14 protein-coding genes and 1 pseudogene are annotated in these 25,283 nt (G+C 67.1%); 4 read left to right on the top strand and 11 right to left on the bottom strand.

Features of this window, described 5'->3' with window-relative positions; translation table 11 throughout:
- Nucleotides 1–80: 80 nt before the first annotated feature.
- The gene (locus ABD002_RS14350) at nt 81–1,964 is read left to right on the top strand and encodes an HAL/PAL/TAL family ammonia-lyase (RefSeq protein WP_343792291.1); all 1,884 of its coding nucleotides are present in this window, start codon (nt 81–83) and stop codon (nt 1,962–1,964) included.
- Nucleotides 1,965–2,139: 175 nt separating this feature from the next.
- Here ABD002_RS14350 and ABD002_RS14345 read toward each other — a convergent pair whose 3' ends face one another.
- The gene (locus ABD002_RS14345; RefSeq protein ID WP_343792290.1) at nt 2,140–2,982 is read right to left on the bottom strand and encodes a tetratricopeptide repeat protein; all 843 of its coding nucleotides are present in this window, start codon (nt 2,980–2,982) and stop codon (nt 2,140–2,142) included.
- Between the two features lie 124 nt (nt 2,983–3,106).
- Between ABD002_RS14345 and ligA the strand changes: the two genes are divergently transcribed.
- The 3 genes and pseudogenes from ligA (at nt 3,107) to epmA (ending at nt 7,131) form a co-directional block, all read left to right on the top strand.
- A complete protein-coding gene (gene ligA / locus ABD002_RS14340; protein ID WP_343792288.1) occupies nt 3,107–5,467 on the top strand; it encodes an NAD-dependent DNA ligase LigA in 2,361 nt (786 codons plus the stop codon).
- A 191-nt stretch (nt 5,468–5,658) separates the two neighbouring features.
- Nucleotides 5,659–5,958: pseudogene (locus tag ABD002_RS14335) on the top strand (endonuclease domain-containing protein); the annotation flags it as partial.
- A 240-nt stretch (nt 5,959–6,198) separates the two neighbouring features.
- Nucleotides 6,199–7,131 (top strand): EF-P lysine aminoacylase EpmA, encoded by a 933-nt coding sequence (epmA, locus tag ABD002_RS14330; RefSeq protein WP_343793267.1) that lies wholly within the window; start codon nt 6,199–6,201, stop codon nt 7,129–7,131.
- Between the two features lie 37 nt (nt 7,132–7,168).
- Here the strand turns inward: epmA and ABD002_RS14325 are convergent, their stop codons facing one another.
- From ABD002_RS14325 to ABD002_RS14280, 10 genes are all read right to left on the bottom strand, one after another.
- Entirely contained in the window at nt 7,169–8,368 is a 1,200-nt protein-coding gene (locus tag ABD002_RS14325; RefSeq protein ID WP_343792286.1) for an MFS transporter, read from the bottom strand.
- 66 nt (nt 8,369–8,434) lie between these two features.
- Nucleotides 8,435–9,760 (bottom strand): sensor histidine kinase, encoded by a 1,326-nt coding sequence (locus tag ABD002_RS14320; RefSeq protein ID WP_343792284.1) that lies wholly within the window; start codon nt 9,758–9,760, stop codon nt 8,435–8,437.
- 151 nt (nt 9,761–9,911) lie between these two features.
- Nucleotides 9,912–11,300 carry a sigma-54-dependent transcriptional regulator gene (locus tag ABD002_RS14315; protein WP_343792282.1) on the bottom strand — a complete coding sequence of 463 codons (1,389 nt, stop codon included), beginning with the start codon at nt 11,298–11,300 and terminating at the stop codon, nt 9,912–9,914.
- 49 nt (nt 11,301–11,349) lie between these two features.
- Nucleotides 11,350–12,033: an ABC transporter ATP-binding protein gene (locus ABD002_RS14310; protein ID WP_343792280.1), complete on the bottom strand. Its 684-nt coding sequence runs from the start codon at nt 12,031–12,033 to the stop codon at nt 11,350–11,352.
- A gap of 22 nt (nt 12,034–12,055) precedes the next feature.
- The gene (locus ABD002_RS14305; protein ID WP_343792278.1) at nt 12,056–14,494 is read right to left on the bottom strand and encodes an ABC transporter permease; all 2,439 of its coding nucleotides are present in this window, start codon (nt 14,492–14,494) and stop codon (nt 12,056–12,058) included.
- Between the two features lie 33 nt (nt 14,495–14,527).
- A complete protein-coding gene (locus ABD002_RS14300; protein ID WP_343792276.1) occupies nt 14,528–16,942 on the bottom strand; it encodes an ADOP family duplicated permease in 2,415 nt (804 codons plus the stop codon).
- 11 nt (nt 16,943–16,953) lie between these two features.
- The gene (locus ABD002_RS14295) at nt 16,954–19,371 is read right to left on the bottom strand and encodes an ADOP family duplicated permease (RefSeq protein WP_343792274.1); all 2,418 of its coding nucleotides are present in this window, start codon (nt 19,369–19,371) and stop codon (nt 16,954–16,956) included.
- Between the two features lie 169 nt (nt 19,372–19,540).
- On the bottom strand, nt 19,541–21,937 hold the full coding sequence (locus ABD002_RS14290; protein WP_343792272.1) for an ADOP family duplicated permease: 2,397 nt from the start codon (nt 21,935–21,937) through the stop codon (nt 19,541–19,543).
- Between the two features lie 48 nt (nt 21,938–21,985).
- Nucleotides 21,986–24,424, bottom strand: a complete 2,439-nt coding sequence (locus tag ABD002_RS14285) for an ABC transporter permease (RefSeq protein ID WP_343792270.1) — start codon at nt 24,422–24,424, stop codon at nt 21,986–21,988.
- Nucleotides 24,421–25,185, bottom strand: coding sequence for an ABC transporter ATP-binding protein (locus ABD002_RS14280; protein ID WP_343792268.1), 765 nt, complete (start codon nt 25,183–25,185; stop codon nt 24,421–24,423). Before ABD002_RS14280 ends, ABD002_RS14285 begins: the two co-directional genes overlap by 4 nt.
- Nucleotides 25,186–25,283 lie beyond the last annotated feature (98 nt).

Here is a 25,283-nt window from a genome sequence, read left to right as displayed (position 1 = left end):
CTTCAGCCGCGATTCCTGGTTGGCAACTTTCACAAAGAGCATCGCGGCTGAAGCCGCTCCTACCCAACTCTTTCATGCACATGCAGACGATTCTTCTCGACGGCAACAGCTTGACCCGCGAACAACTGGTCGCGGTCGCGCGCCACGGCGCCGCCATCGCGCTCGACGAAGCGCAGCTTGCGCACGTGCAGCGCGCAGCGGATTTCCTTGCCGACAAGGTCAACTGCGGCGAACCGATTTACGGCGTCACCACGGGCTTCGGCAGCAATGCCGACAAGTTGCTCGGCGCTCACCGCGCGCGTGACGAGTTGCCGGGCGGCAATCCGGAGCAGCGTGACGGCACGCTGCTCGAGGAACTGCAGCACAACCTCGTCATCACGCATGCGGTCTGCGTCGGCAAGCCATTCAGCACCGAAGTCGTGCGCGCGATGCTGGCGATCCGCATCAACACCTTGATGCGCGGGTATTCCGGTATCCGCGTCTCCACGCTGAAGGCGCTGGCCGATCTGCTCAATCGCGGCGTGATTCCGGTGATCCCGGAGAAAGGCTCGGTCGGCGCGAGCGGCGATCTCGCACCGTTGTCGCATCTCGCGATCGTGTTGCTCGGTGGCGGCGAGGCGTTCTTCGATGGCGAGCGCCTGTCCGGCGCCGAGGCGTTGAAGCGCGCGGGCCTGGCACCCGTACGGCTGTCGTTCAAGGAAGGCCTCGCGCTGAACAACGGCACCACGCAGATGCTCGCGACCGCCGTGCTCGCGCTGGATCGGATGGAGAGTCTGCTCGCGACCGCGGATCTCGCCGCCGCGATGACACTCGACGCGTTCGCCGGTCGCGGCAGCGCGTTGCGCGAGGAAGTGCATGCGCTGCGCCCGCATCCGGGCCAGGTCGAGACCGCGCGACACGTGCGCGAGCTGCTTGATGGCTCGACGCTGACCGATATTCCCTATCACCTCGTGCCTCGTTTCCGCAGTTGGCTCGCCGACTCGTGGAGCGACGCGGAGGACCAGAAACAGCATTTCGACATCGCCTGGGACTACGTGCCACCCAGCCAGCGTCATGGCCGCGAGGCGTTCTATCAGCGCTTCCTGCCGTTCAAGGGCGGCAAGAAGCACCAGCCCCAAGACGCCTACTGCCTGCGCTGCATGCCGCAGGTGCACGGCGCGGTGCGCGATGCGTTCGATCAGGCCTGCCGCGTGATCGACATCGAGCTCAACGCGGTCACCGACAATCCGCTGATATTTCCTGATAAATCCGGAACGATGGTGATCGAGGATCAGGTGATCTCGGCCGGCCATTTCCACGGCATGCCGCTCGCGCTGGCGATGAGCTATGTGAAGGCCGCGATCCCGGTGCTTGCGTCGATCTCCGAGCGGCGTCTCAACAAGCTCGTCGATCCGGCGACCAACGACGGCCTGCCCGCGTTCCTGATCGGCAACGAGGACGCGACCGATTCAGGCTTCATGATCGTGCAATACACCGCCGCCGCGCTGGTCAACGACTTGGCCACGCGTGCGCATCCGGCCTCGGTTTATTCGATTCCGACCAGCGCGAACGCCGAGGATCATGTCTCGATGGGCGCGAACGAGGCGCGCCACGTGCTCGAGATGACCGAGGACCTCGGCCATGTGCTCGCGCTGGAGCTGTACACCGCCGCGCAGGCGCTCGACTACCGGCAGGACATGCTGAATGCCGCGCGCCGCCTCGCCCAGCGCGGCGACTGGCGCGCGCTCGCGGCGAAGATCGCGAACGCGCCGGACGCGAACCATCCGGCGCGCGCACAGTTCGAGAGCGAAGTGCAGGCGTTGGCGAAATCGCTCGTCGGAGCGAAGGACTTCCATGCGGGAGCCGCGGTCGCACGTGCGCACGCGAAGATCCGCGAACACATCGCGTTCATGGCCCGCGACCGCGCGATGGATGGCGACGTGCGCGTGATCTGCGAGCTGATTACCGCTGGTGGTTTGGGCTGAGGATCTCCCGACGCTCAGGCTCGCCTTTAACTCCCTCTCCCCCGACGACTTCATCGTTGGGAGAGAGGGCTGGGTGAGGGGGCGGAGCTGGATACGTGCGCGACATGGCCGATCGAGCTTGCGCGCAGCGACGTCATGCAGTGCGCCATAGAAGCGGCTGGCGGAGCGCGGTCGCCTATGCGAGCTGCTCCTTGGCCCACGCCGCATCGAGCGCTTCCATCGCGTCATGCGATTTCAGCCTGGCGGCCTTGTCGTAGGCTTCAGCGACTTCGTCCTCGCGCTTCTCGCCATGCAGGAGCAGCAGGCCGTTGCCGTATTCGATCCACGCGATCGGTGACGCCGGCGTCAGCTTGAGCGCCTGCTTGAGGTGTTTCTCCGCATCGATCGCACTCGCGCCGTAGGTGAGCTTGGCGAGCATGCCGCCGACCTTGCCGACGATCTCGGCGTGATAGAGACCGAGCGCGGTCTGCGCTTCGGCGTGCTTCGGTGCGAGTTCCAGCGTCGCATCGAGCGAGGCGCGGACCTTGCCGGCCAGGCCCTGCGCGAGCGCCTTGGTGATCGAGATGGTCTGGCTGAGACGGCCGATCGCGAACGCGTGCCGGTAGTGGCTGTTCGCTTCGTCCGGCAGCGCCGTGATCGCCGCATCGGCAAGATCGATCAGTTCCTCGTAGCGCGCGGTCTTCGCCTTGGCATCGTCGACCAGATAGGTCGCGTGGATGCCGCCGGCCTTGACCGCGACCGAGGCGCCGAGCGCCTTCAGCGCAACAGCGTCCTCGAACGCTTGCTGGAAGTCGCCGCGATGGAACGCGCGCCAGGCATCCTGCAATGCGGTCGCGATCGCCTTCGGGTCCTCGCCTAGCTTCGGGCTGGATTTGAGAAGGGCGGCAACGCGCTTCTCGTCCGGAAACGGTTCCTGGTCACCCGCATGCAGCGCCGGCCACGCCTTGGCGAGCTTGTCGCCGGCATAGTCGAAGGCCTTGTCCGGATACGGAAAAGCGGCCCAGGCTTTCTTCGCCATCGTCGTATCCTCGGTGGTTGCGGGTCGGCAGCCCGAGTTTGAACGCGCCTTGCGTGGGTCGTCACGCCGCCCTGCGGCAAGCCCGGTAAACTTCGCAGCAATGAACCGCACACATGCCGTCGACATGGAACCCGCCGCCCGCGCCGCCGAACTGCGCGCACGCATCGAGGACGCCAATCACCGCTATCACGTGCTCGACGATCCGGACATCCCGGACGCCGAATACGACAGGCTGATGCGCGAACTCGTCGCGCTGGAAACGGCGCATCCCGAACTGGTCACACCGGACTCGCCGACGCAGCGGGTCGGCGCCGCGCCATCAGGCGCGTTCGCGACGGTGCGCCACGAGATCCCGATGCTCTCGCTCGGCAATGCATTCAGCGACGCCGAGGTCGAGGAGTTCGAGCGCCGTATCGAGCAGCGCCTGGAAGTGCGCGATCCACTCTTCTCGGTCGAGCCGAAATTCGACGGACTCGCGATCAGCCTGCGCTACGACGATGGCATGTTCGTACGCGGCGCGACGCGCGGCGATGGCGAGAAAGGCGAGGAGGTGACACCGAACCTGCGCACGATCAAGGCGATCCCTTTGAAGTTGCGTGGCAAGGGCTGGCCGCGCGTGCTCGAAGTGCGCGGCGAGGTCTACATGCCGCGCGCCGGTTTCGAGCGCTACAACGAAAAGGCGCGCGCGTCGGAAGGCAGAATCAAGCCGCTGGTCAATCCGCGCAACGCCGCCGCCGGCAGCCTGCGCCAGCTCGATCCGCGCATCACCGCTCAGCGTCCGCTCGCGTTCTACGCCTACGCGCTGGGCGTGGTCGAAGGCGGCGAGTTGCCGGCGACGCATTCGGCGACGCTGAAGAAGCTGCGTGAATGGGGATTTCCGGTCAGCGAGCTGGTCGACACCGCGCGCGGCGCGGCCGGCTGCCTCGCGTACTACGCGCGCATCGGCGCGCAGCGCGACGCGCTGCCGTTCGACATCGACGGCGTCGTCTACAAGCTCGACGACCTCGCCGGCCAGCGCGAACTCGGCTTCGTCGGCCGCACGCCGCGCTGGGCGATCGCGCACAAGTTCCCGGCGCAGGAGCAGCAGACAACGGTCGAGGCGATCGATGTCAACATTGGCCGCACCGGTGCGGCGACGCCGACCGCGCGGCTCGCGCCGGTGTTCGTCGGCGGCGTCACCGTGACCAACGCGACGCTGCATAACGCCGACCAGGTCGCGCGCCTCGACGTGCGGGTCGGCGACACCGTGATCGTGCGCCGCGCCGGCGACGTGATCCCGGAGGTCGTGCGCGTGATCCCGGAACATCGGCCGCCGCACGCGAAGCCCTGGCAGATGCCGGCGCATTGTCCGATCTGCGGCTCGGATATCGTGCGCGAGGAAGGCGAAGTCGTCGCGCGCTGCACCGGCGAACTGACCTGCGCCGCCCAGCGCGTGCAGGCGATCTTCCATTTCGCGGCGCGCCGCGCGATGGACATCGACGGCCTCGGCGAGCGCTATATCGAGGATTTGGGCGAACTCGGCTACGTCACGTCCGTCGCCGATCTCTACAAGCTCAGGCTCGACGACCTGCTCGAGATGAAACGCCGCGCTGACGAGCGCGATGGCACCACACCGGCACATCTCCTCAAGAGCGGGGTCAAGGCCGGCAAGGTCGCGACCAAGTGGGCCGAGAACCTGATCGAAGCGATAGGGCACAGCCGGCGCACGACGCTGGAGCGGTTTCTCTACGCGCTCGGCATCGAACATGTAGGCGAAAGCACCGCGAAGGCGCTGGCCGTCTGGTTCGGCGACCTCGCACTGATTCGTCATCTGCCGTGGCCGATCCTGAAGCTGGTGCCGGACATCGGCGGCGAAGTCGCGCGCGCGATCGATGCGTTCTTCCAGCAGCCTGGCAACCAGAAAGTGATCGACGACCTGATCGCACGCGGCGTGACGATCATCGACATGCACGCGCCGTCGGCAAAGCTGCGCGCCGAGCTGGCGATGGCGAGCGTGCTCGAGCAAGCCGAGATTCCGAAACTCACCGCAAAGCGCGCAGAACAGGTTGCTGCCGCGTTCGATTCGATCGGCGCCATGCTGAAGGCAGATGCGGTCGCGCTGGCCGGTGCCGGTCTGCCGCGCGACACGGCTGATGCCGTGCAGGCGTTCATCGTCACCCACGACGGGCGCGATCTGCTGCTGCGCTGCGAGCATGCGGTTGAGCAATTGCGCGCGGCGACCGCTGGCGCAGCGGCCATCGAAACGGGGCCGCTGGAGGGCAGCACCGTCGTGCTGACCGGCACGTTGTCCGGACTGACCCGCGACGAAGCGAAGGCGAAGCTCGAAGCGCTCGGCGCGAAGGTCGCCGGCAGTGTGTCGAAGAAGACCAGCTTCGTGGTGGCCGGCGAATCCGCCGGCTCGAAACTCGACAAGGCGCGGGAACTCGGCGTCGAGATCTGGGATGAGGAACGCCTGCTGGCGTTTTTCATTGGGCATCCAACGTGATCGCGTGCCTGGAGCCCCGCCCCCTCACCCAACCCTCTCCCCCAAGCAAGCTTGGAGGAGAGGGCTTCAAGAGCGTGCCGATCCACTCCCTCTCCCCCAACGGCTCTATCGTTGGGGGAGAGGGTGGGGGTGAGGGGGCGGGGCCGCGAATGCGCGAAGTGCGGGCCAATCGCGTCGCCCAGAGGTAACGCGTGGAACGTGCCAAAACCCTGCGCAAGGCGCAAACCGATGCCGAGAGGAAGCTCTGGTCGCGCTTGCGCGCGAACCAGCTTGGCGCGAAGTTCCGCCGCCAGTATCCACTCGATGGGTATATCGCTGACTTCGTCAGCGTCGAGCATCGCCTGATTGTTGAGCTCGACGGTAGCCAGCATTTTGACCAGCATGCTTATGACGTGAAACGCAATCAGGCACTCGAAGCACTGGGCTTTCGCGTGCTGCGTTTCTGGAACAACGATGCGCTGGAAAAAACCGGCGATGTTCTGAATGCCATCGTCGCCGCGCTGACCGATGCCCCGCCCCCTCACCCCAACCCTCTCCCCCGACTGCGTCGGGGGAGAGGGAGCCAAGCGGTCCCCGACTCATCCGCCAGACGGGCGAGCGATGAAAGTCCTCTCCGCCCAACAGCTTCATCGTTGGGGGGAGAGGGTTGGGAGAGGGGGCGGAGCGCACAGATCGCGAGCCTGCCGGCCAATGGCAGTAGGTCCAGCGAAGTCAGGGATTCCTGGTCGGCGTTGCACCTGCGCGCAAGGCTCTACACCCTGATCCGCGCGTTCTTCGCCGAGCGACACGTGCTCGAAGTCGAGACGCCGATGCTCAGCGAAGCCGGCAACACCGAGCCGAACATCGAGAGTTTCAGCACGATGTTCTCCGGTCATGCCGATGCCGGCGCGCGCGAGCGCTGGCTGCGCACGTCGCCGGAGTTTCCGTTGAAGCGCCTGCTGGCTGCGGGCGTCGGCGACTGCTACGAGCTGGGTCGCGTGTTCCGCAATGGCGAGGCCGGGCAGCGCCACAATCCCGAGTTCACGATGCTGGAGTGGTATCGCGTCGGCATCGACCATCGCCGCCTGATGACGGAGGCAAGCGATCTCGTGCACGCGGCACTCGCGCTGGTAGGGCGCAGCGCGCACGTCGTCGAGCGCACCTATCGCGAGTGGTTCACAGCGGAGCTCGGCATCGACCCGTTTTGCGCGTCGATCGAGGCGCTGCAGGCGCCGCTCGCCGAATTTCGCATCGATGCGCAGAGCCTGAGTCGTGACGACTGGCTCGATTTGTTGATAACGCATCACCTGCAGCCTGCGCTGTCGCGTGACCACGTCACGCTGATCCACGATTTTCCGGCGACGCAATGCGCGCTAGCGAAGATCCGCGACGGCGATCCTCCGGTCGCCGAGCGCTTCGAGCTGTATCTCGGGCCGTACGAGCTCGCGAATGGCTATCACGAATTGACCGACGCAGCCGAACAGCGTGCGCGCTTCGAGCGGGATAACGCGCGCCGCCGTGCGCGCGGCCAGCGTGAGTTGCCGGTCGATGAGCGTCTGCTTGCGGCGCTCCAGGACATGCCGCCCTGCGCCGGCGTCGCGCTGGGCATCGATCGCCTCTTGATGTGCCTCGCCGGAAGCGACGACATTCGCGAGATGATCGCGTTTCCGTTCGCGAACGCCTGAGCCGCCGGCGTCTCTGCGGCGGCGTGCGCGTCGGGCCTCAGCTCAGCTTCTCGCGACGGTCTTCGTCGGTGCAGTGCCCGACGGACGTGGGACGCCGGCGTGGACGCAGCATGAGCAACGCGAGGATGGTCGCGAGTGCGGCGATCACGCCGGCCACGAGGAACGCAGTCCGCCCGCCGTCGATCGCCCACAGCCGACCGGCCAGCAAGGCGCCCAGAACGCCGCCGACGCCGGACGAGAACCCGTAGTAGAGCCCTTGGCCGTGGCCATTCAGGCGTCCCGGAAAGAAGCGCACGAGCAACTGCATGCAGGCGGCGAAGAACGCGGCGAAGTTGAGCGCGTGCGTCACCTGCGCCAGCGCCATCAACAGGATGTTGTCGGGCAGCAGTGCGGTCACCCACCAACGCAGGGAGGCGGAGACCAGCGCGACGACCAGCACGTAGGTCGGCTCCCAGCGCATGAACACACGAGCCGAGAGGAAGAACATCAGGATTTCGGCGGCGACCCCGATCGTCCAGTACGCGCCGAGCGCGGACGGCCGGTAGGCGTGCTGTTCAAGGTACAGCGAGAAGAAAGTGTAGTAAGGGCCGAATGAGATCTGCGTGAGCAGCGCGACCACGAAGAAGATGATGACTTCGCGACGCAGCAGGTGCTCGCGAAAGCCGGTCCGCGCCGGTGACGCGTCGGGGATGTCCGCGCCGTAGTCGTTGCAAAAGCTGCTTGCCAGCAGGCCCGCGTAGAGCGGCAGCATCAGCAGCGGCAATGACGTGACCGGAACGTGATCGAACGCGAGACCGAACACGGCCACGACGGTGATGAAGCCGATCGAGCCCCAGACCCGGACGCGGCCATACAGCTCGCTGCGGCCGGTCAGGTGTGACAGCGTGATCGCCTCAAACTGCGGCATGACCGCGTTGTAGGCGAAGCAGAATACGCACATCGCGACGAACAATCCCGCGAAGTCGATCGGCAGCAGGAACAGCGCAAAGCTGGCGAAGGTGATCGCACAGCCGATGCGCAGCCAGCGCACCGGACGCGGTGAGCGCTCCGCGAGCCAGCTCCACGAACTCGGCGCGACGATGCGTGTCGCGTACCAAAGGCTCATCAGCACACTGATCGCAGCCACGTCCTGCCCGCGTGCCTTCAGGAACAGGCTCCAGTACGGCGTGAACGCGCCGAGTGCGGCGTAGTAGGCGAAATAGAAGCCGGACAGGCGGGTGGCGGGAATCGGTCGCATGGCGCCGAGCCTGACATATTCGTCGAGCAGCGCGGAAGCGTACGACGCACAGGTCGGGCGTCGCGCTCACACGGGAAGGCGCAGCCGCGCGATGCAGCCGCGTACGTCGCGGCGATTCTCCAGGGTCAACGTGCCGCCGTGTGCCTCGATGATCTGGCGGGCCAGGACGAGACCAATGCCGGAGCCACCGGGTTTGGTCGTGAAGAACGGCACGAACAGATTTTCGCTGGGAGGCAGGCCGGGACCGTCGTCGATCACCTCGACGATCAGCGCGTCATCGGCGACGCGCCAGCGCAACGTCACACTGCCGCCGCCCGCGAGCGCGGCGTCGGCCGCGTTCTGCGTCACGTTGATCAGTGCCTGTTCGATCTGATCGGAGTCGAGATGCAGGTGCAGCGTCGTACCTGCGTCGATGGCGATAGCCACGCGTTGTTCGAGCAGCGCCGCGCGGCGTGCAATCGCGCCGAACTCGATTTCCCGCGGGTTCGGCGGTGGCAACCGCGCGAGCTGCGTGTAGCGCGACATGAAACGCGCGAGCGCCTCGGCACGATCGCCGATGACGCGCAGGCCGCCTTGCACGTCGTCGCGCCAATCGGAGGGCAACGGCTCGCAGGCGATCACCTTGGTCAGCGTGCCTGCCATCGACCGGATCGGCGCGAGCGAATTGTTCAGCTCGTGGCCGAGCACGCGCAGCAGGCGTTGCCAGGCGAGGCGTTCCTCCTCGCGCAACGCGCGGCTGAGATCGGTGATGACGAGCAGATCGTGAGGGCGCCCGTTTTCGCGGAAGCGCGCGTGGCGGACTTCCCAGCGCCCGCTGCCGCCGGCGAAGCTGCGCTCGAGCATGCGCACGTCGGCGATGGCCAGGCAATCATCGAGATCGAGCGACTGTACCGTTTGTTCGGCCAATTCTGCCGAAGTGGCATCGAGCAGGTGCTGGGCTGCGGGATTGGCGAGCCTGAGCCGGCCTTCCGCGTCGAACGCGAGCACGGCGATATCGAGCGCAGCGACAACTTTCGCCAGCAACGCGCTCTTTTCCTCGAATGCGAGCCGTTGTTCGCGCAGGGTTTGCGACAGCGCATTGATTTCCAGCACCACTTCGCCGATCGCGTCGCCGCGTCGGGCTCGCGAGCCGCGCAAGCTATAGTCGCCTTCGCGCAGCGCTTCGAGCAAGTTTGACAACGTGTAGAGCGGATACACCACGTTGCGGCGCAGGACGAAAACGAGGCCGATCGTGACGAGGGCAACAACGCCCCAGATCGCCGCGGCGCGCGCGTGATCGTCCAGTGCGAATCCCAGTGCGACAGCGAGCGCGAGCAAGGCCGGCGCGGTGGCCAGCAGCGCGCCGGCAAGAACGCGCGTTTCGTAGTTCCAGCGGAATCGTTTGTCGCGCATCGTGACTGTCGTTGCCCAACTGCGGTTTTCGTGTGCATCGTAGGTTGGCGGTGAGCGAAGCGAACCCCAACACGTCGCAGACATCGAGCGTTTGGACCGTTGGGGTTCGCTTCGCTCACCGCCAACCTACTCGCCGAAGATGGCTCGCCACTCACTCGATTCCGTACTTCTCCATGCGGCGATACAACGACGGCCGACTCAAGCCGAGCAGTGTTGCGGCGCGCTGGATATTGCCGCCGGTGCTTTCCAGCGCCTGCCGCACGAGCTGTTCCTCGGCGGCGTCGACAGTCATCGATCCGCTGGCAGCGAGCGCCGCGGCGCCGGACAGCGCGTGCGTGGTGCCCGGTTTCAGATTCAACGCGGCGTCATCGACCACATCGCCGTCCAGCATCAACGCCGTGCGTTCGATCACATGCGAAAGTTCGCGTACGTTGCCGGGCCACGCATAGCCTTCGAGCGCGCGCAGCGCCGAAGGCGCGAAGCGCAGCGTGTCGCGCTGGTAGCGTTTCGCGAAATGCGCGAGGAACGCCTGTGCGAGCAGCGCGATGTCCGCCTCGCGCTCGCGCAGTGGCGGCAGGCGCAACTCGACCGTATTGAGGCGGAACAGCAGATCCTTGCGGAACGCGCCGCGCGCGACTTCGGCGGCGAGATCGGCATTGGTCGCCGAGATCAGGCGCACGTCGACCTTCAGCGTGCGCGAGGAGCCGACTCTCTCGAGTTCGCCGTCCTCGAGGACACGCAGCAGCTTGGGTTGCTGGGCCGTCGGGATATTGGCAATCTCGTCGAGGAACAGCGTGCCGCCGTCGGCGAGTTCGAAGCGGCCGATGCGATCGCTCTTGGCGTCGGTGAACGCGCCGCGCACGTGGCCGAACATCTCGGCCTCGAACACGGATTCCGGGATGCCGCCCATGTTGACCTTGACCAGCGTTCGCTGGGCACGCTTCGAGCCGGCGTGCAGCCGCTGCGCGATGACGCCCTTGCCGGTTCCGTTCTCACCCAGGATCAGCACGTTCGCGTCGGTGGGAGCAACCCGGTCGAGCTGGGCCAGCAGCGCGCGCATGACCCTGGATTCAGCGACGAATTCCGCATCGCCATCGGCGCGCAGGATCTCGTTCTCACGCTTCAATCGGGCGGCTTCGCCACGCGAACGGCCGAGCGCGAGCTGATTGCCCAGCACGCTCATCAAGCGCTGGTTGTCCCATGGTTTTTCGATGAAATCGCCGGCGCCGTGACGCATCGCCTCGACCGCGACATTGATGGTGCCCCACGCCGTCATCACGACGACGGGCAATTCGCTGTCCAGCTTCTTGAGTTCACGCAGCAGGTCGAGACCTTCACGACCGGACGTCGTATCGCGCGTGTAGTTGAGATCGATCAGCGCCACATCGAAACGCTGCCGGCGCAGCGCGTCCAGCGCGGCGCGCGGCCCGTCGACGCTGGTCGCATCGATGCCCTCGGCCTTGAACAGCAAACGCAGTGCCTCGCGCACGTCGCGCTGGTCGTCGGCAATCAGGATGCAGGGGCGTTCCTTGGCGGACATGAATTCTCCTTTTGGCGCATCCTGAGGTGAGCCCGCCGGTTGCGCAAGATCAAGCGGCCGAAGCCACCTTCTCGATCCAGCCGTCGAACAACCGCACGATGCGCTGCGCTTCCTTCGCGTAGCCCTCGTTGTGCGTGACCTGCACGATGGTCATGCCGCCGCGATGCAGTTCGTGCAGCAGGTCCATGATCGTGCGTGCCTGGCTCGAATGCAGCGCGCCGGTCGGCTCGTCGGCGAGCAGCAGGCGTGGCTTGGTGATCACCGCGCGCGCAACGGCGACCAGCTGCTGCTGGCCGCCGGAGAGCTGGCTCGGATACAGGTCCTTCTTGCCGACGATGTTGAAGCGGTCGAGCAGGTCGGCGACCTGCGCCGCGCGCTCCTTCGCCGGAACGTCGCGGTACTGCAGCGGCAGGTCGAGGTTTTCCCAGACCTTGAGATCGTCGATCAGGTGATAGTGCTGGAAGATGAAGCCGACCTTTTCGCGCTGCAGCGTCTGGCGTTGCTTCGAATTCAGCTTCTCGACGGCAGTACCGTCGAGCGAATAGCCGCCCTGCCAGTCGTGATCCATCAGTCCCAGCACGTTGAGCAGCGAGCTCTTGCCCGCGCCCGATGGCCCCATCACGCTGACGAACTCACCTTCGCCAATGTCGAGATGGATGTTGCGCAGCACCCAGCTGCGCCCGCCGGCGAGGGGATAGGATCTTTCGAGGTCGCGGAGTTCGATCAGAGGCATGGGTTGGTCCTGAAGGCTGGAGTCATTCATTGCGCAGCGCGACGACCGGGTCAACCGCTGCAGCGCGCCGTGCCGGCAGCCAGCAGGCTAGCAGTGCAATGGCGGCGAGCAACGCGCCTGCGACGAGGAACGCGATCGCGTCGCCGACGTTGGCGCCAAACAACAGGCTGGAGACGAGCGCGGCGGCGCCCAGCGAGAGCACGGCGCCGATGGCCAGACCCATCCCCGACAGCAGCGCACCACGGCGCAGCACCTCGGACAGAATGCGTTGGGGGCTCGCTCCCAATGCGAGGCGTACGCCGAATTCGCGGGTGCGGCTCACCACGTGCATGGCGATCAGGCCGTACAGACCGATGCCGGCGAGCAGCAGGCCGATGGCGCCGAGCGCGAGCGAAGTCATGCCGGCGATCCGCTGCGGAAGCAACGACAGCGCAATGACATCGGTCAAGGGATGAACCTGTCCAGCAGGCAATGAAGCATCGAGTGCGCGCAGTTCGCCGCGCAAGGGTCCGGCGAATGCGTTGGCCGGCAGCGCGGTTTTCACGATCAACGAGGTTTCCGCGTGCGGCGATTGCGTCAACGGCAGGAACAGGAAGGGTTCGTTTTCCTGATTGAACGAGGTGTACTTGCCGTCTGGCGCGATGCCGACCACGGTCAGGGTGCGCAGGTCCTTGTCGGAGCCGAAGCTGAAACTGCGGTTGAGCACGTCGCCATCCGGGGCAAGCCGGTGCGCCAACGTGGCGTTGACCACGCAGACTTCCGCGCCCCCCTTCACATCCCGCGCATTGAAGCCGCGCCCACGCAGGGTGATGTCGAGCGTCTCGAAATACCCCGGGGATACCAGGTTGGCATCGGGGCTCAGCGCGTCTTCGGGGATACCCGCCACCTGGAAGCTGCCGAAATTCATGCGCTGGCTGGCATCCAGCGGAATCACGGCGGCGAGTGCCGCGTGTTCCACGCCGGGCAAGGCGCGCACGCGATCGAGCAGGCTCTCCTGCAATTGCAGTTGCCTCGGTTCCGGGTAGCCGCTCGGATCGAGGTTGAAATCGGCAGTCAGGATCTGCTGCGGATCGAAGCCGGAGTCGATCGCTGACCCACGCTGCAGCGCGCGCAGGAACAGGCCGCCGCAGACCAGCAGCAACATGGTCAGCGCGATTTGCGCGACCACCAGAGCGCCTCCGAGTCGCGAGCGGTGGCCGACGATCTGGCGGCCCGCGAGGGCCTGGCTGGCGCCTGGCGCGCGGTTCGACACACGCAGCGCCGGCAGCAATCCAAACGCCAGCGCCGTGATGGCGGTGCAGCCGAGCGCGAACAGCAGCACGCTGCCATTGATTGACACCTGCATCGAAACAGGAATCGGCGTCGGCAGATCGACGCGCGTCAGCGCATGGCAGCACCAGTCGCCGATCAGCACGCCGATCGCGCCGGCCGCAAGCGCCAGCAGCACGCTTTCCGCCAGCAGTTGTGACATCACGCGAGCGCGGCTCGCGCCGAGTACGAAACGCATCGCGATCTCGTGGCGACGGCTTTCGCCGCGCGCCAGCAGCATGGATGCCACATTGACACAGGCAACCAGCAGCACCAGCGAGATCAGAGCGAACAGCAGACCTGAGAACGCGATCAATGCACCGCGAAACTCCTGCGGCATGCCGCGCAGCGGAACCATGCGGATTCCGCCATCCATCCGCGGCCGCGGATACTCCGACGCGAGTTGGGCACCGATCGCCGACAGCTGGCTTTGCGCAACCGCCGTGGTCGCTCCGGGTGCCAGCCTCGCACCCAGGCTCAACGAGCGGGAAGTGCGCTGGTCGAGCATCCGCGGCGCTCCGGATTTGAGCAGGGGGCGTTGCGTCACCGGCACATAGAACGCGGGTGCCAGTACGGCGATGGTGCCGCTGAACTCGGGCGCGGCGACGCCGATCAGGGTGAATGCGTGGCCGTTGATCGAAACAGGCTTGCCGATCGCCGCATCGCTTGCGTCGAAATACTTGCGCCATGCGGCATAGGTGACCACGGCGACGGGCGGTGCGCCGGCATGGTCGTCGTTCGCATTGAGCAGGCGGCCGCGATACGCCGATACCTGCAGCGCGTCGAAATAATTTCCGCTGACGACCATGCCGAGCGCGCGTTGTGGCTCGGTCGCGACACTCACGTTGAGCGGCTCCAGCGCGTAGGCGAACACGTTGGCAACGTCCTTGGCGCGCGCAGCGTAGTCGGAATAGTCCGGGTACGAGAACGTGTTGAATCCTTCGCCATGCCTTGTGCTGCCGAGTTCGACCAGCTCGTGCGCCGTGCCGACGCCGCGCACCGGCGCCAGCAGGACGGTGTTGACCGCGCTGAACAGAGCCGTGCTGGCGCCGATGCCGATCGCCAGCGACAGCACCGCGAACACCGTCATGCCGGGCTGCCTCAGCAGTTGCCGAGCCGCATGGCGAATGTCCTGGATCAGGATCGCGAACATGGGATTTCCTCTGGTTGAACGAGCAGGGGTGACTCACCCATTGCGCAACGCCACCATCGGATCGACGCGCAACGCGCAGCGCACCGGCACGATCACCGCCAGCGTGGCGGCGAGGGTCAGCACGCCGAGCGCGCCGAGCACGGCCAGCGAGTCGGTGGCTTCGATGCTCTGCAGCGAGCCGGTCAGTTGGCGCGCGAACAGCAGTCCGGCGACGACGCCGATAACCAATCCGCCGCCGAGTTGCAGCAGGCTGCGGCCGAACACGTTGCGCAGGATCGGCAAGGTCGGCGCGCCGAGTGCGCGGCGCACGCCGATCTCGCGGGTGCGTCGTCCCACCGTGAAGCTCATCACGCCGTAGAGCCCGGCGGCGGCGAGGATCAGAGCGATGATGCCGAACGCGCCGAAGCTCTTCGCCACGGAACGCTCGCCGATGGTCATGTTGCGGATCACGGCCGGGTAGTCGCGCAGCCAGTACAGCGGTGTATCGGCATCGACTTCGCGCATGACCTCGGCAAGGCGCGGCGCGAATGCGAGCGGATCGCCCTGCGTGCGCACCGCGATGCTGGCGATGCGGAATACGTTCTGGCTGAGCGGAACCAGCATGGCCGGTTGGATCGGCTGGCCGGGCGTGTCGAGCGTCAGCGTGCCGATCACGCCGATCACGGTGACCGTGGTTCCTTTCGGATCGCGCGGGTCGAGGCGGAACTGGCGACCGAGTACCGATTCGCCATTGCCGTAGCGCGTGACGAAGGTTCGATCGACGACGGCCACGCGATCGCTGTCGGCGCGATCGCGGCTGTCGAAGAAGCGGCCTTGCTCCAGCTTGATGCCGTAGGCTGCGGCGAAGTGTTCGTCGACCGCGCCCGAATAGACTTGCGGCAGTTCGCCGTCGCCGGGCACCACGCCGCTGGCCAGCACGGTATGGCCTTCGTTGAAATAAGTGCCCGGCAGCGCGGTGCCGACCGTTGCATCGACCACGCCGGTTTCCAGGCGCAGGCGCGCGGCGACTCGTTCGTACAGACGCAACTGGTCGGCGCTGGTCGGATAGGCATTCGCGACCAGCGCGACGCGCGCGGTGAGCAGATGGTGGGTGTCGACGCCAAGATCGCTGCGATCGAGCGCGAAGATGCCGCGCACCACGGTGCCGACGCAGATCAGCAGCGCGCAGGACAAGGCCACCTCGCCGATGACCAACACGCGGCTCACACGCGCGAAGGAACTGCTGCCGACGCTGCGCGAGCCATCGCGCAAGTGGCCGGCCGCAGCCATGTCGCCGGCATGCAACGCGGGCAGAACGCCGGTGACCAGCGCGGTCAGCAAGGCGGCGCCGAGTGCGAACAGGACCACCGTGTCGTCGATATCGAAGCGCAGCCACAGCGGGAAGAATTCCGACTCGCGCAGCATCGATTGCTGCCAGCTCACGCCGGCGCGTGCGAGAGCCAATCCGATCACAGTCGCAATCAGGCTGAGCAGAGAACTCTCGGCGAGCAGGTGCGTGATCAGATGCTTGCGTGCGGCACCGAGCGCGACGCGCACCGACAATTCCTGGCTGCGCGCCAGCGTGCGTGTCAGCAGCAGATTCGCCGCATTGGCGCAGGCGACGATCAGCACCATGAACACCGCCGCGAGCATGATGCCGAGCGTCGAGCGCGTCGTGCGGTCGGCCGCCATGCGCGCCAGCGGCTCCACTTGCGGACTTTGCCCACGAAAACGCGCCGGATCGGCGCGCGCGGCATCGGCGAACCAGCTCTCGAAGGCGCTGACGACGGCGGTGTCGCCGATGTCGGCATGCCGACGCAGCACCGGCCAATAGGCGTAGGCGTCGGCCTTTTCGCCTTCGACCAGTGCCGCCGGCACCCACACCGATTCCCTGCGCGGATAGCTGAAATTCTTCGGCATGACGCCGATTACCGTTGCCGCGTGCGCATCGACACGAACCTGTCGGCCGACGATGGCGGGATCGCCGCCATACCTTGCTTGCCACAATTCGTGGGACAGTATCGCCACCAGCGGCGCGCCGGGTCGCTCGTCCTCGGCAGCGAAATCGCGGCCGAGGAGGGGCGCAATGCCAAGCACCTGAAACAGGTTCGCGCTGACATGCGCGCCGTTGTAGCGCTGCGGTTGGTCGAGGTCGCTGAGGCTGATGGTCGAGCGCGCGATGCCGCCGACCGCTGCGACGTCCGCAAGGCGATGGCGAATCTGGATCAGGTCCTGGCTGGTCACCGGAAACACATCGCCGAGGCCGCCATCGCCGTGAAAACCCGCCTGCAGCAGTTGGTCCGGCTGCGCAAACGGCAACGGCCGCAACACGAATCCGTTGAGCATGCTCAGCATGAAGATCACGCAGGCCAGCCCGGCGCCGAGCACACCGACCACGAGCGCGGAAAACGCAGGCCGTGCCAGGATGCCGCGCGCGGCGTTCCTGAATTCTTTCAGCAGGGTATTCAACGTAAGACTCCTCACTCGTGCCGCAGCGCAATCATCGGATCGACATGCAGCGCGCGCCGCGCCGGCAGGATTACGGCAAGGAATGCGGCGATGATCAGCACGAGCAGGGCGCTGACGATCGCCATCGGATCGCTGGCGGCGATGGCGGGCAGGGAGCGCGTCAACAGGCGAGTGAACGGAATGCCGGCGGCGAGTCCGAGCGCGAGGCCGACGCCGAGTTGCCAACCTGTGCGGGCAAACACGTTGCGCAACACGCTGGCGTTGGGTTCGCCGAGCGCGCGACGCACGCCGATCTCGCGGGTGCGTTGGCTGACGTTGAATGCCACCACGCCGTAGAGGCCGGCGCCGGCGAGAGCGAGCGCGATCACTCCGAAAATGCCGAACAACTGCGCGACCACGCGTTCGCCGAAGGTGACGTCGCGGACGACCGCCGCATAGTCGCGCACCCAGTACAGTGGCGTGTCCGGATCGACCTGGCGCATCAGTTCGGTCAGATGCTGCGCGAAGGCAGCCGGCTCGCTGCGCGTGCGCACGGCCAGGCTGACGAAGCGCGCCGGCGCCTGACGCAGCGAAGTCAGCAAAGCGGGTTGCGGCTCGGCGCCGGGGCTGTTCAGCCTGAGCGGCGCGATGACGCCGATCACGGTCACGACGGGTCCGTCGGCCTGTCGCGGATCGGTGCGGAAGCGCCGACCGATCACGTCGCCGCCGGCTTTGTAGCGATCGGCGAAATGCTGGTCGACCACGGCGACGCGCTCGCCATCCGCGTGGTCGCGGTCGTCGAAGAAGCGGCCCCTGAGCAGCCGGACGCCGTAGGCGGAAAGGAAATGATCGTCGACGGCTCCCTGGCGCACCTGCGGCAGCGGGCCTCCGTCGAACGGCGTGCCTTCGGGCAGCACGTCGAGGCCACTGCTGTAGCGCAGCGGCAGCAGGGTCGAGGCGCTGGCGTCGACGACGCCCGCATCGGCGCGCAGCCGGTCGGTCAGGCGCTCGTACAGACGCAGTTGGTCTGCACCGGTCGGATAGGTGTTGGCGAACAAGCCGAGCCGTGCGGTCAGCAGATGCGAGCTGTCGATACCGACATCGATGCGATCAAGCGCGGCGATGCCGCGCACCATCGTGCCGACGCTGATCAGCAGCGCGCAGGACAGCACGATCTCGCCGACGACAAGAATGCGGCTGATGCGCGCGAACGGTCCGCCGGCCACGCTGCGCGTGCCATCGCGCAGGTTTCCGGCCAGCGCTTCGCCGCCGGCGCGCCAGGCCGGCAGCAGGCCGGTCGCGAGGGCAGTCAGCAGCGCGACGCCAACCACCTGCGCGATCACGATCGGGTCCATGTCGAAGCGCAGCCAATGGGGCGGTCCATTGGTGGCTGCGTGCCATTGCGCGTGCTGCCAGGCCACGCCGATCTTGGCGAGCAGCAGCGCGATCAGCGTCGCGATCAGGCTCAGCAGCAGGCTCTGCATCAGCAGATGCAAGGTGAGGCGTGCGCGGCTGGCGCCGAGCGCGACGCGCACGGCGAGTTCCTGGCCGCGGCCGAGCGTGCGCGTCAGCAACAGGTTCGCCGCGTTCGCGCAGGCGACCAGCAGCACCAAGGCGACCGCGGCGAGCATGACGTCGAGCACCGCGCGCGTGGTGCGGCTCACAGTGAGGTACGACAGCGGTTCGATGCCCATGTGCAGGCCGCGAAACCGGTCCGGCTCCGCGCGCGCTGCGCCGGCAAACCAGGTATCGAGTGCGGCCGTGATCGCGGCGTTTTCGATATTCGCGTGACGCCGGATGACGACGGTGTAGGCGTCGTCGTCCGATGCGGGCGTGGCCTCGCTCAGGCTCGCCGGTATCCAGACGACTTCCTTGTAGGGATAGCTGAAGTCCGCCGGCATCACGCCGATCACCGTCGCCGGCTGCGCGTTGACGCGCACCTGGCGCCCGACGATCGCGCGGTCGCCGCCGTAGCGGTGCTGCCACAGATCCCACGACAGCATGACCACCGCCGCGCTGCCCGGATGCTCGTCGTCCGCCGCGAAATCGCGCCCGAGCATCGGTGCGACGCCGAACACGCGCCACAGGTTCGCGCTGACTTTCGCGCCGTCGAAACGCTCGGGGCGATCGAGGTCGCTCAGGTTCACGGTCGCCTGCTCGAAACCGGCGACTTCGGCGCTGCCCTCGAGTTGGCGGCGCAGCTGGATCAGGTCGCGTCCGGCGACGTCGTCCAGGCTGTCGCTGCCGTGGTTGTCCGCAATGCCCGCGTGCAACAGTTGTTCGGGCGCCGCGAACGGCAGCGGTCGGACCACGAAGGCGTTCACCATCACCAGCATGAAGATCACGCAGGCCAGTCCCGCCGCCAGCACGCCGATGACCAGCGCGGAGAACGCGGGCCGTGTCGCGATGGCGCGCGCGGCAGTTTTGAGTTCATGCAATACGCCGATCATCGGAAACTCCTCGATTGGTAAGCCCCTCTCCCATCGGGAGAGGGGTTGGGGTGAGGGTTCGGCACGAGCGTGAACCACCACGCTTGCCCGAACCCTCATCCGGCGCTTCGCGCCACCTTCGCCCGACGGGAGAAGGGAAGCTCACCTCACTCCACCTCAACTCAACTCATCAACTCAACGCATCGCGCGGCGCGACCGCGCAGGCGCGTCGCGCCGGCAGCAGGCAGGCAAGCAGCAAGGTGACGAGCAACAGTGCGCTGACGCCGATCAGGGTCCACGGATCGCTGGCGGGCACGCCGTAGAGTTGACTGCGTGCCGCACGTGCGCCGAACCATGCGGCGACGAGGCCGAGCGCGACGCCGCCGGCGCCGATGCGCAGGCCGCCGCCGAGCACCAGCCGCGCGATGCGGCTGCGCGACGAGCCGAGCGCCTGGCGCAGCGCGAATTCATGTTGGCGCTGGCCGACCGCGAACGCCATCAGTCCGTACAGGCCGCCGATCGCGAGCACGAATGCGACGCTGGCGAACGCACCGAGCAGGATCAGGCTGAAGCGGCGATCCGCGAGCGCCGCGGCGCGCACGTCGGCCAGCGGGCGCAGGCTGTACGGGATGCCGGTGGCAAGGCGTTCGAGTGTGCCGCGCAGCGTCGGCATCAGCGTGGCGATCGGCAGCGTGGAACGCACCACGATGTTGAATTCGGCGGCGACGACCGGGCGTTGATCGAGATCGACATAGACCGCGCCCATCGGCGCGCGGTCGAGGCTTCGCTCGCGCACGTCGCCGACCACGCCGACGATGGTGACCGCGCGCATGTCGCCGTCCATGTTGCCGACCTGGATGCGCTGGCCGATCGGATCGCGCTCGCCCCAGGCCGCGCGCGCGGCGTCCGCGCTGATCACGGCGACGGGTGCGCCATCGGCGCGATCGCTGCTGTCGAAGCTGCGTCCGCGCAGCAGCGGGATGCCGACCGCCCTGAAATAGTCCGCACTGGCGACGCGGAATTGGGCGTAGCCGATCGGTGGCGGCGGGGATTGGCCGAGGCTGGTCACGCTGCCGTCCCAGAACGCGCCATCGGCGCCGCCGGTCAGCGGCAGGCTGCTGACGCCGCCGACCGCGCCGACACCCGGCAATTGCGCGAACGTGCTCATGAGTTCGTCGTAACGGCGAGTGGTGGCTGCGGCGGCTGCGGTGTCGCGCGTCCACGGCTGTGAGACCTGCACGCTGACTGCGCCCTCGGCATCGAAGCCGGGATCCACGTCAAGCAGCGCGAGAAAGCTGCGTCCGAGCAGACCGGCGCCGATCAGCAGCACGGTGGTCAGCGCGGTCTGTCCGGCCAGCAGCAGCGCGCGCGTGCGCAGATGGCTGCGGCTCGGCGACTGGCCGCGGCCGCTTTCGCGAAGTTCGCCGATCGGGTTCTGCTTGCGGTTGCTCCACAGCACCGCGGCAGTGGCGACCAGCGCGATCGCGAGTGCGGCCGACACACTGAGCGCGACGATGCCGACGCTGAGCTGGACTTCGTCCGCGCGTGGCAGGCTGTCGCCGGCGAGACGGACGAGCAGATGCACCGCGGCGTAGGCCACGCCCAGTGCGAGCGTCGTCGCGATGGCGGTGATCAGCAGGCTTTCCAGCAGGACTTGCCGCGCCAGTCGCGCCGCGCTCGCGCCGAGCGCGGCGCGTACCGCGAGTTCGCGTGTGCGCGATCCGTTCAGCGCGAGCAGCAGGTTGGTCGTATTCGTGATCGCGATCAGCAGCAGGAATGCGGTGCCGGCCGCGAGCAGCAGCAGCGCGCTGCGCACCGGTGCGGCAATCGCGTCGCCGAGCGGGGTGAGGCCGAACGCGACCGCGTCGATGTCCTTGCCGAAGCGCGCTTTCAGGCGCGTCGCCAGTGCGTTCGCAGCGAGCCGCGTCTGATCGAGATCCGCGTTTGCGCGCAGCCGCCCCAAGGCTTCCCAATTGTGCGAGGTGCGCGAGTTGCCGTCGGGTTCCAGCATCGGCAGCCAGGCGACGGTGCGTTCCGGAAACGCGAAACTGGCCGGCATCACCCCAATGATGGTGTAGCGCTTGCTGCCGATATCGAGCGGTTGGCCGAGCACATCGGCGCGACCCTGCAGCAGGTTCTGCCACAGGCCATAGCCGATCACCGCGACCGGTTCGTGTTCGTTCGCGGCGAATACGCGGCCGAGTTGCGGTGCCTGGCCGAGCGCGCGGAAGAAATCGCCGCCGCTGGTGCCGACGGTGGCGCGGATCGTCGTGTCGCCGCTGCGGATCGTGTCCGGATAGGCGTTGTGGAAGGCTATCGCGTCGAAGGCATCGACTGAGGCGGCCAGATCCGCATAGTTGGGCATCGCCAGCGCCATGCTGTGGCCGTTGTCGGCGAGCTCGCGGATCTGCACGAGCCGATCCGCCTGCGGATACGGCAATGCGCGCAGCAGCACCGCGTCGATCACGCAGAAGATCGCGATCGCCGACGCCATGCCGGCGGTGAGGGTCAGTACCGCGAAGCCGGCCGTGCCGGCACGGGCGCGCAGGCTGCGTATCGCGAAGCGCAGATCTTGCAGGAAGTTCATGGGCAGTCCCTTCGTCGACACGCGTGGGTTGCGGAATCTTGTGAACGCTTACTCATCGCGCAGCGCCTCCATCGGCGGTACGCGCGCGGCGTGCAGCGTGGGCACCGCGCAGGCGGCCAGCGCAACGAGCGCGAGCAGGACGGTGACGCCGCCGAGCACGACGGGATCGGTGGCGCCGACGCCGTAAAGCTGCGCGGCGATCATGCGACCGAGTGCGAGCGCGCCGAGGATGCCGGCGATCAGACCCGGAACGATCATGCGCAGGCCGGCGCCGAGCATGAGACGCTGCACATCGCGCGCCGACGCGCCGATCGCCTGGCGCAGGCCGATCTCGCGGCGGCGCTGGCCGACGGAGTAGGCGATCACGCCGTACAGGCCGATCGCGGCGAGCGCCACGGCGACACTGGCGAATGCGCTCATCAGGATCATGTTGAAGCGGCGCAGGCGCAGCGTCTCTCCCGTAACCTCGTCCATCGTGCGCAGCGAATACACCGGCGCGTCGGGAACCGCTTCGCGCATCGCGCGCCGCAACGGCTCGGCGTAGCTCATCGCGTTGCCCTGCACCTTGATCGCGACGGTCAGGTCGCCCTTCACCGCCTTGATGATCGGAAAATAGACCTCGAGGTTGGCGGGTTGGTCGAGGCCGGCCTGGCGCACGTCGCCGGCCACGCCGATCACGCGAAGCGGAGCGGGGCCGCCGAAGGTCTTGATTTCGCGGCTGAGTGGATCGCCGCCCGCCATGTAGCGGTCGGCGAATGCTTGGTTGACCAGCAAGGCAGTCGGGTACAGCGACTGCGTGCCGTCGAGCGCGTCGAAGGCGCGGCCCGCCTTGATCGGAATGCCGAAGGTGCGGAAGTAGTCAGGGTTGACGAAGCGGTACTCGACGGCGGCCTTGTCGTCATGCGGTTGGCCGATCACTTCGAAATTCCCGTTCCAACCCCAGTCGCCGGAAGCGGGCAGGCGATCGCTGAGGGCGACGGATTCGACGCCCGTCAGCTCGCGCAGATGGGCCTGGATTGCATCGAGGTGCGGAGCCAATTGTCCCATCGCACGCGCGGCCCACGCATCCATCTTCTCGTTGGGCTGCACGACCGGTGTGGAGATCGAGAACTGGGCGGTCAGCACATGCGACGAGCCGATGCCGGAATCGACTTCGCTGACGCGGCGCAGGCTGTCGATCAGCAGCGTGGCGCCGGCGAGCAAGGTCGTTGCGAGGGCGACCTCGGCGGAAACCAGCGCGGCACGCGCGCGAACCTGTCTGCGACTGCCGGTCTGGCTGCGCGAGGCGCCTTGCAGCGACTGGATCGGATCGATCGAGGCGGCTCGCCATGCGGGCAGCAGACCGAACAGCAGCAGCGTGCCCAACGCGATGGCGGTGGTCGCGGCGATCACGCGCAGGTCGATGTCCGGCGCGTTGTAGGCCGGCAGCAGATCCGGCGCGAGCGCGAGCAGGCCGGCGATGGCCGGCTTCGCGACGAGAAGTCCCGCGGCGGCTCCACTGAGCGCAATCAGCAGCGCCTCGGCCAGCACTTGCCGGATCAGGCGGGCCTGGCCGGCGCCGAGTGCGCTGCGCAAAGCGAGTTCGTGTGCGCGCGACTGGCCGCGGGCGAGCATCAGGTTGGCCAGGTTCGCGCAGGCGATCAGCAGCACCAGCGCTGCCGCCATCAACAGCATGTGCAGCGGCTGGCGCAGGTCGCTGCCGACAAGCTCCTGCATCGGCGTGATGCCGACGCTTATACCGGCTTCCTCGTCCGCGAAGTTGCGTGCTTCGTCGTCGGTGATGCCCTTCATCACGGTGCTGGCCTGAGCCATCGAAACACCATCGCGCAACCTCGCCACGACGCGCAGGAAATGCATGCCGCGTTTGTCTCGCGCCGCGTGAGTCGGAATGAACGTCGGAATCCACACGTGCGCATCCGATGGATAGCGGAAGCCCGGCTGCGCCACGCCGACGACGCGGAACGATTCGCCGCTGAGGTCGATGCTGCGGCCGATCACGTCCGCCGATGCCCCGAAGCGCTCGCGCCAGAGCACGTCGCTGAGTACGACCGCGCGTTCCGTGCGGTTTTCCTCCTCGTTGCCGAAGCTGCGGCCCAATGCGAGCGGTTGGCTGAACACGTCCCAGAATCCGGGGGACACCATGGTGGTGGTCACGTGCTGTGCGTCGCCGACGCCGACGAGGTTGCGCGTCTCGGCGTAGTAGGCGCCGATCGCATCGAAGGCCGTGCCGCTGCCATCGCGCCAGTCGGTGAACGCCGGCATCGAGAGCGTGCCGAGCTTGACCGGCGGCTGGGTGCGCGTCAGGCGCACGAGCCGATCCGCGTGTGCGAACGGCAACGGCTTCAGCAGCACTGCGTCGTAGACGGTGAAGATCGCCGCGACCGCGCCGATGCCGAGGGTCAAGGTCAGTACAGCAGTGACGAAGAACGTCGGTCGCGCGAGCAGCGAGCGCAGCGCACGGCGCAGGTCGTCGGTCAGTTGATTCATGGCATCACGCGCTCGCGCGGCCGGATCAGGCGCTGGTCTTCCTCGTGGCGCAGGCGGTGCATGGTTGCCTCGTCGACGACCCTGCCATCGAACATGAAGATGCGGCGATCGGCGAATTCCGCGTAGCGCGGATCGTGGGTGACCATGCAGATCGTCGAACCGGCCTTGTGCAATTCGTCGAGCAGGGCCATTACGGCCTCGCCGTTCTTCGAGTCGAGGTTGCCGGTGGGTTCGTCGGCGAGCAGGATCGACGGCTGGCCGACCAGCGCGCGCGCCACTGCGACACGTTGCTGCTGGCCGCCGGAAAGTTGCGCCGGGTAGTGCTTCACGCGATGCGCCATGCCGACGCGCTCGAGCGCGCCGATCGCGCGTTCGCGTCGTTCGGCTTTGGACACGCCGTCGCGATAGGTCAGCGGCAGCTCGACGTTTTCGAACACGCTGAGGTCGCCGATCAGGTTGAACGCCTGGAACACGAAGCCGATTTCCTGGTTGCGGATCGCTGCGCGTTCGCTGGCGCCGATATCGGCGACCTCGCGACCGTTCAGCGTGTAGGCGCCTTCGCTCGGCGTATCGAGCAGGCCGAGGATCGCGAGCAGGGTCGATTTGCCGCAGCCGGACGGGCCGGAGATCGACACGTACTCGCCGCGGCGGATGTCGAAGTGCACGCCGGCCAGCGCGTGCGTTTCGACCTCGTCGGTCAGGAACACCTTCTTGATGCTGTCGAGACGGATCAGGGAACCGTTCTGGGTTTGCTCGTTCATCGGTGCAGGGTCCTCGCGGGTGTTCATCGTCCCGGCGCAAGCCGGGACTCGGTGTGGTTGGGCGCGGGAGAGACGCCGGGTCTCTGCATTCGCCGGGA

It is taken from the genome of Dokdonella soli, assembly GCF_039523175.1.
GTDB lineage: Bacteria > Pseudomonadota > Gammaproteobacteria > Xanthomonadales > Rhodanobacteraceae > Dokdonella_A > Dokdonella_A soli.
The sequence above is the reverse complement of the archived record's forward strand: the minus strand, read 5'-3'. Positions and strand labels throughout refer to the sequence as shown.

What these genes read in the sequence shown, in the direction of transcription:
- ABD002_RS14305 (WP_343792278.1), bottom strand. Translation starts at nt 14,494, where the DNA reads ATGTTCGCGATCCTGATCCAGGACATTCGCCATGCGGCTCGGCAACTG.
- ABD002_RS14350 (WP_343792291.1), top strand. Translation starts at nt 81, where the DNA reads ATGCAGACGATTCTTCTCGACGGCAACAGCTTGACCCGCGAACAACTG.
- ABD002_RS14320 (WP_343792284.1), bottom strand. Translation starts at nt 9,760, where the DNA reads ATGCGCGACAAACGATTCCGCTGGAACTACGAAACGCGCGTTCTTGCC.
- ABD002_RS14345 (WP_343792290.1), bottom strand. Translation starts at nt 2,982, where the DNA reads ATGGCGAAGAAAGCCTGGGCCGCTTTTCCGTATCCGGACAAGGCCTTC.
- ligA (WP_343792288.1), top strand. Translation starts at nt 3,107, where the DNA reads ATGGAACCCGCCGCCCGCGCCGCCGAACTGCGCGCACGCATCGAGGAC.
- ABD002_RS14325 (WP_343792286.1), bottom strand. Translation starts at nt 8,368, where the DNA reads ATGCGACCGATTCCCGCCACCCGCCTGTCCGGCTTCTATTTCGCCTAC.
- ABD002_RS14290 (WP_343792272.1), bottom strand. Translation starts at nt 21,937, where the DNA reads ATGAACTTCCTGCAAGATCTGCGCTTCGCGATACGCAGCCTGCGCGCC.
- ABD002_RS14285 (WP_343792270.1), bottom strand. Translation starts at nt 24,424, where the DNA reads ATGAATCAACTGACCGACGACCTGCGCCGTGCGCTGCGCTCGCTGCTC.
- ABD002_RS14315 (WP_343792282.1), bottom strand. Translation starts at nt 11,300, where the DNA reads ATGTCCGCCAAGGAACGCCCCTGCATCCTGATTGCCGACGACCAGCGC.
- ABD002_RS14280 (WP_343792268.1), bottom strand. Translation starts at nt 25,185, where the DNA reads ATGAACGAGCAAACCCAGAACGGTTCCCTGATCCGTCTCGACAGCATC.
- ABD002_RS14310 (WP_343792280.1), bottom strand. Translation starts at nt 12,033, where the DNA reads ATGCCTCTGATCGAACTCCGCGACCTCGAAAGATCCTATCCCCTCGCC.
- ABD002_RS14295 (WP_343792274.1), bottom strand. Translation starts at nt 19,371, where the DNA reads ATGATCGGCGTATTGCATGAACTCAAAACTGCCGCGCGCGCCATCGCG.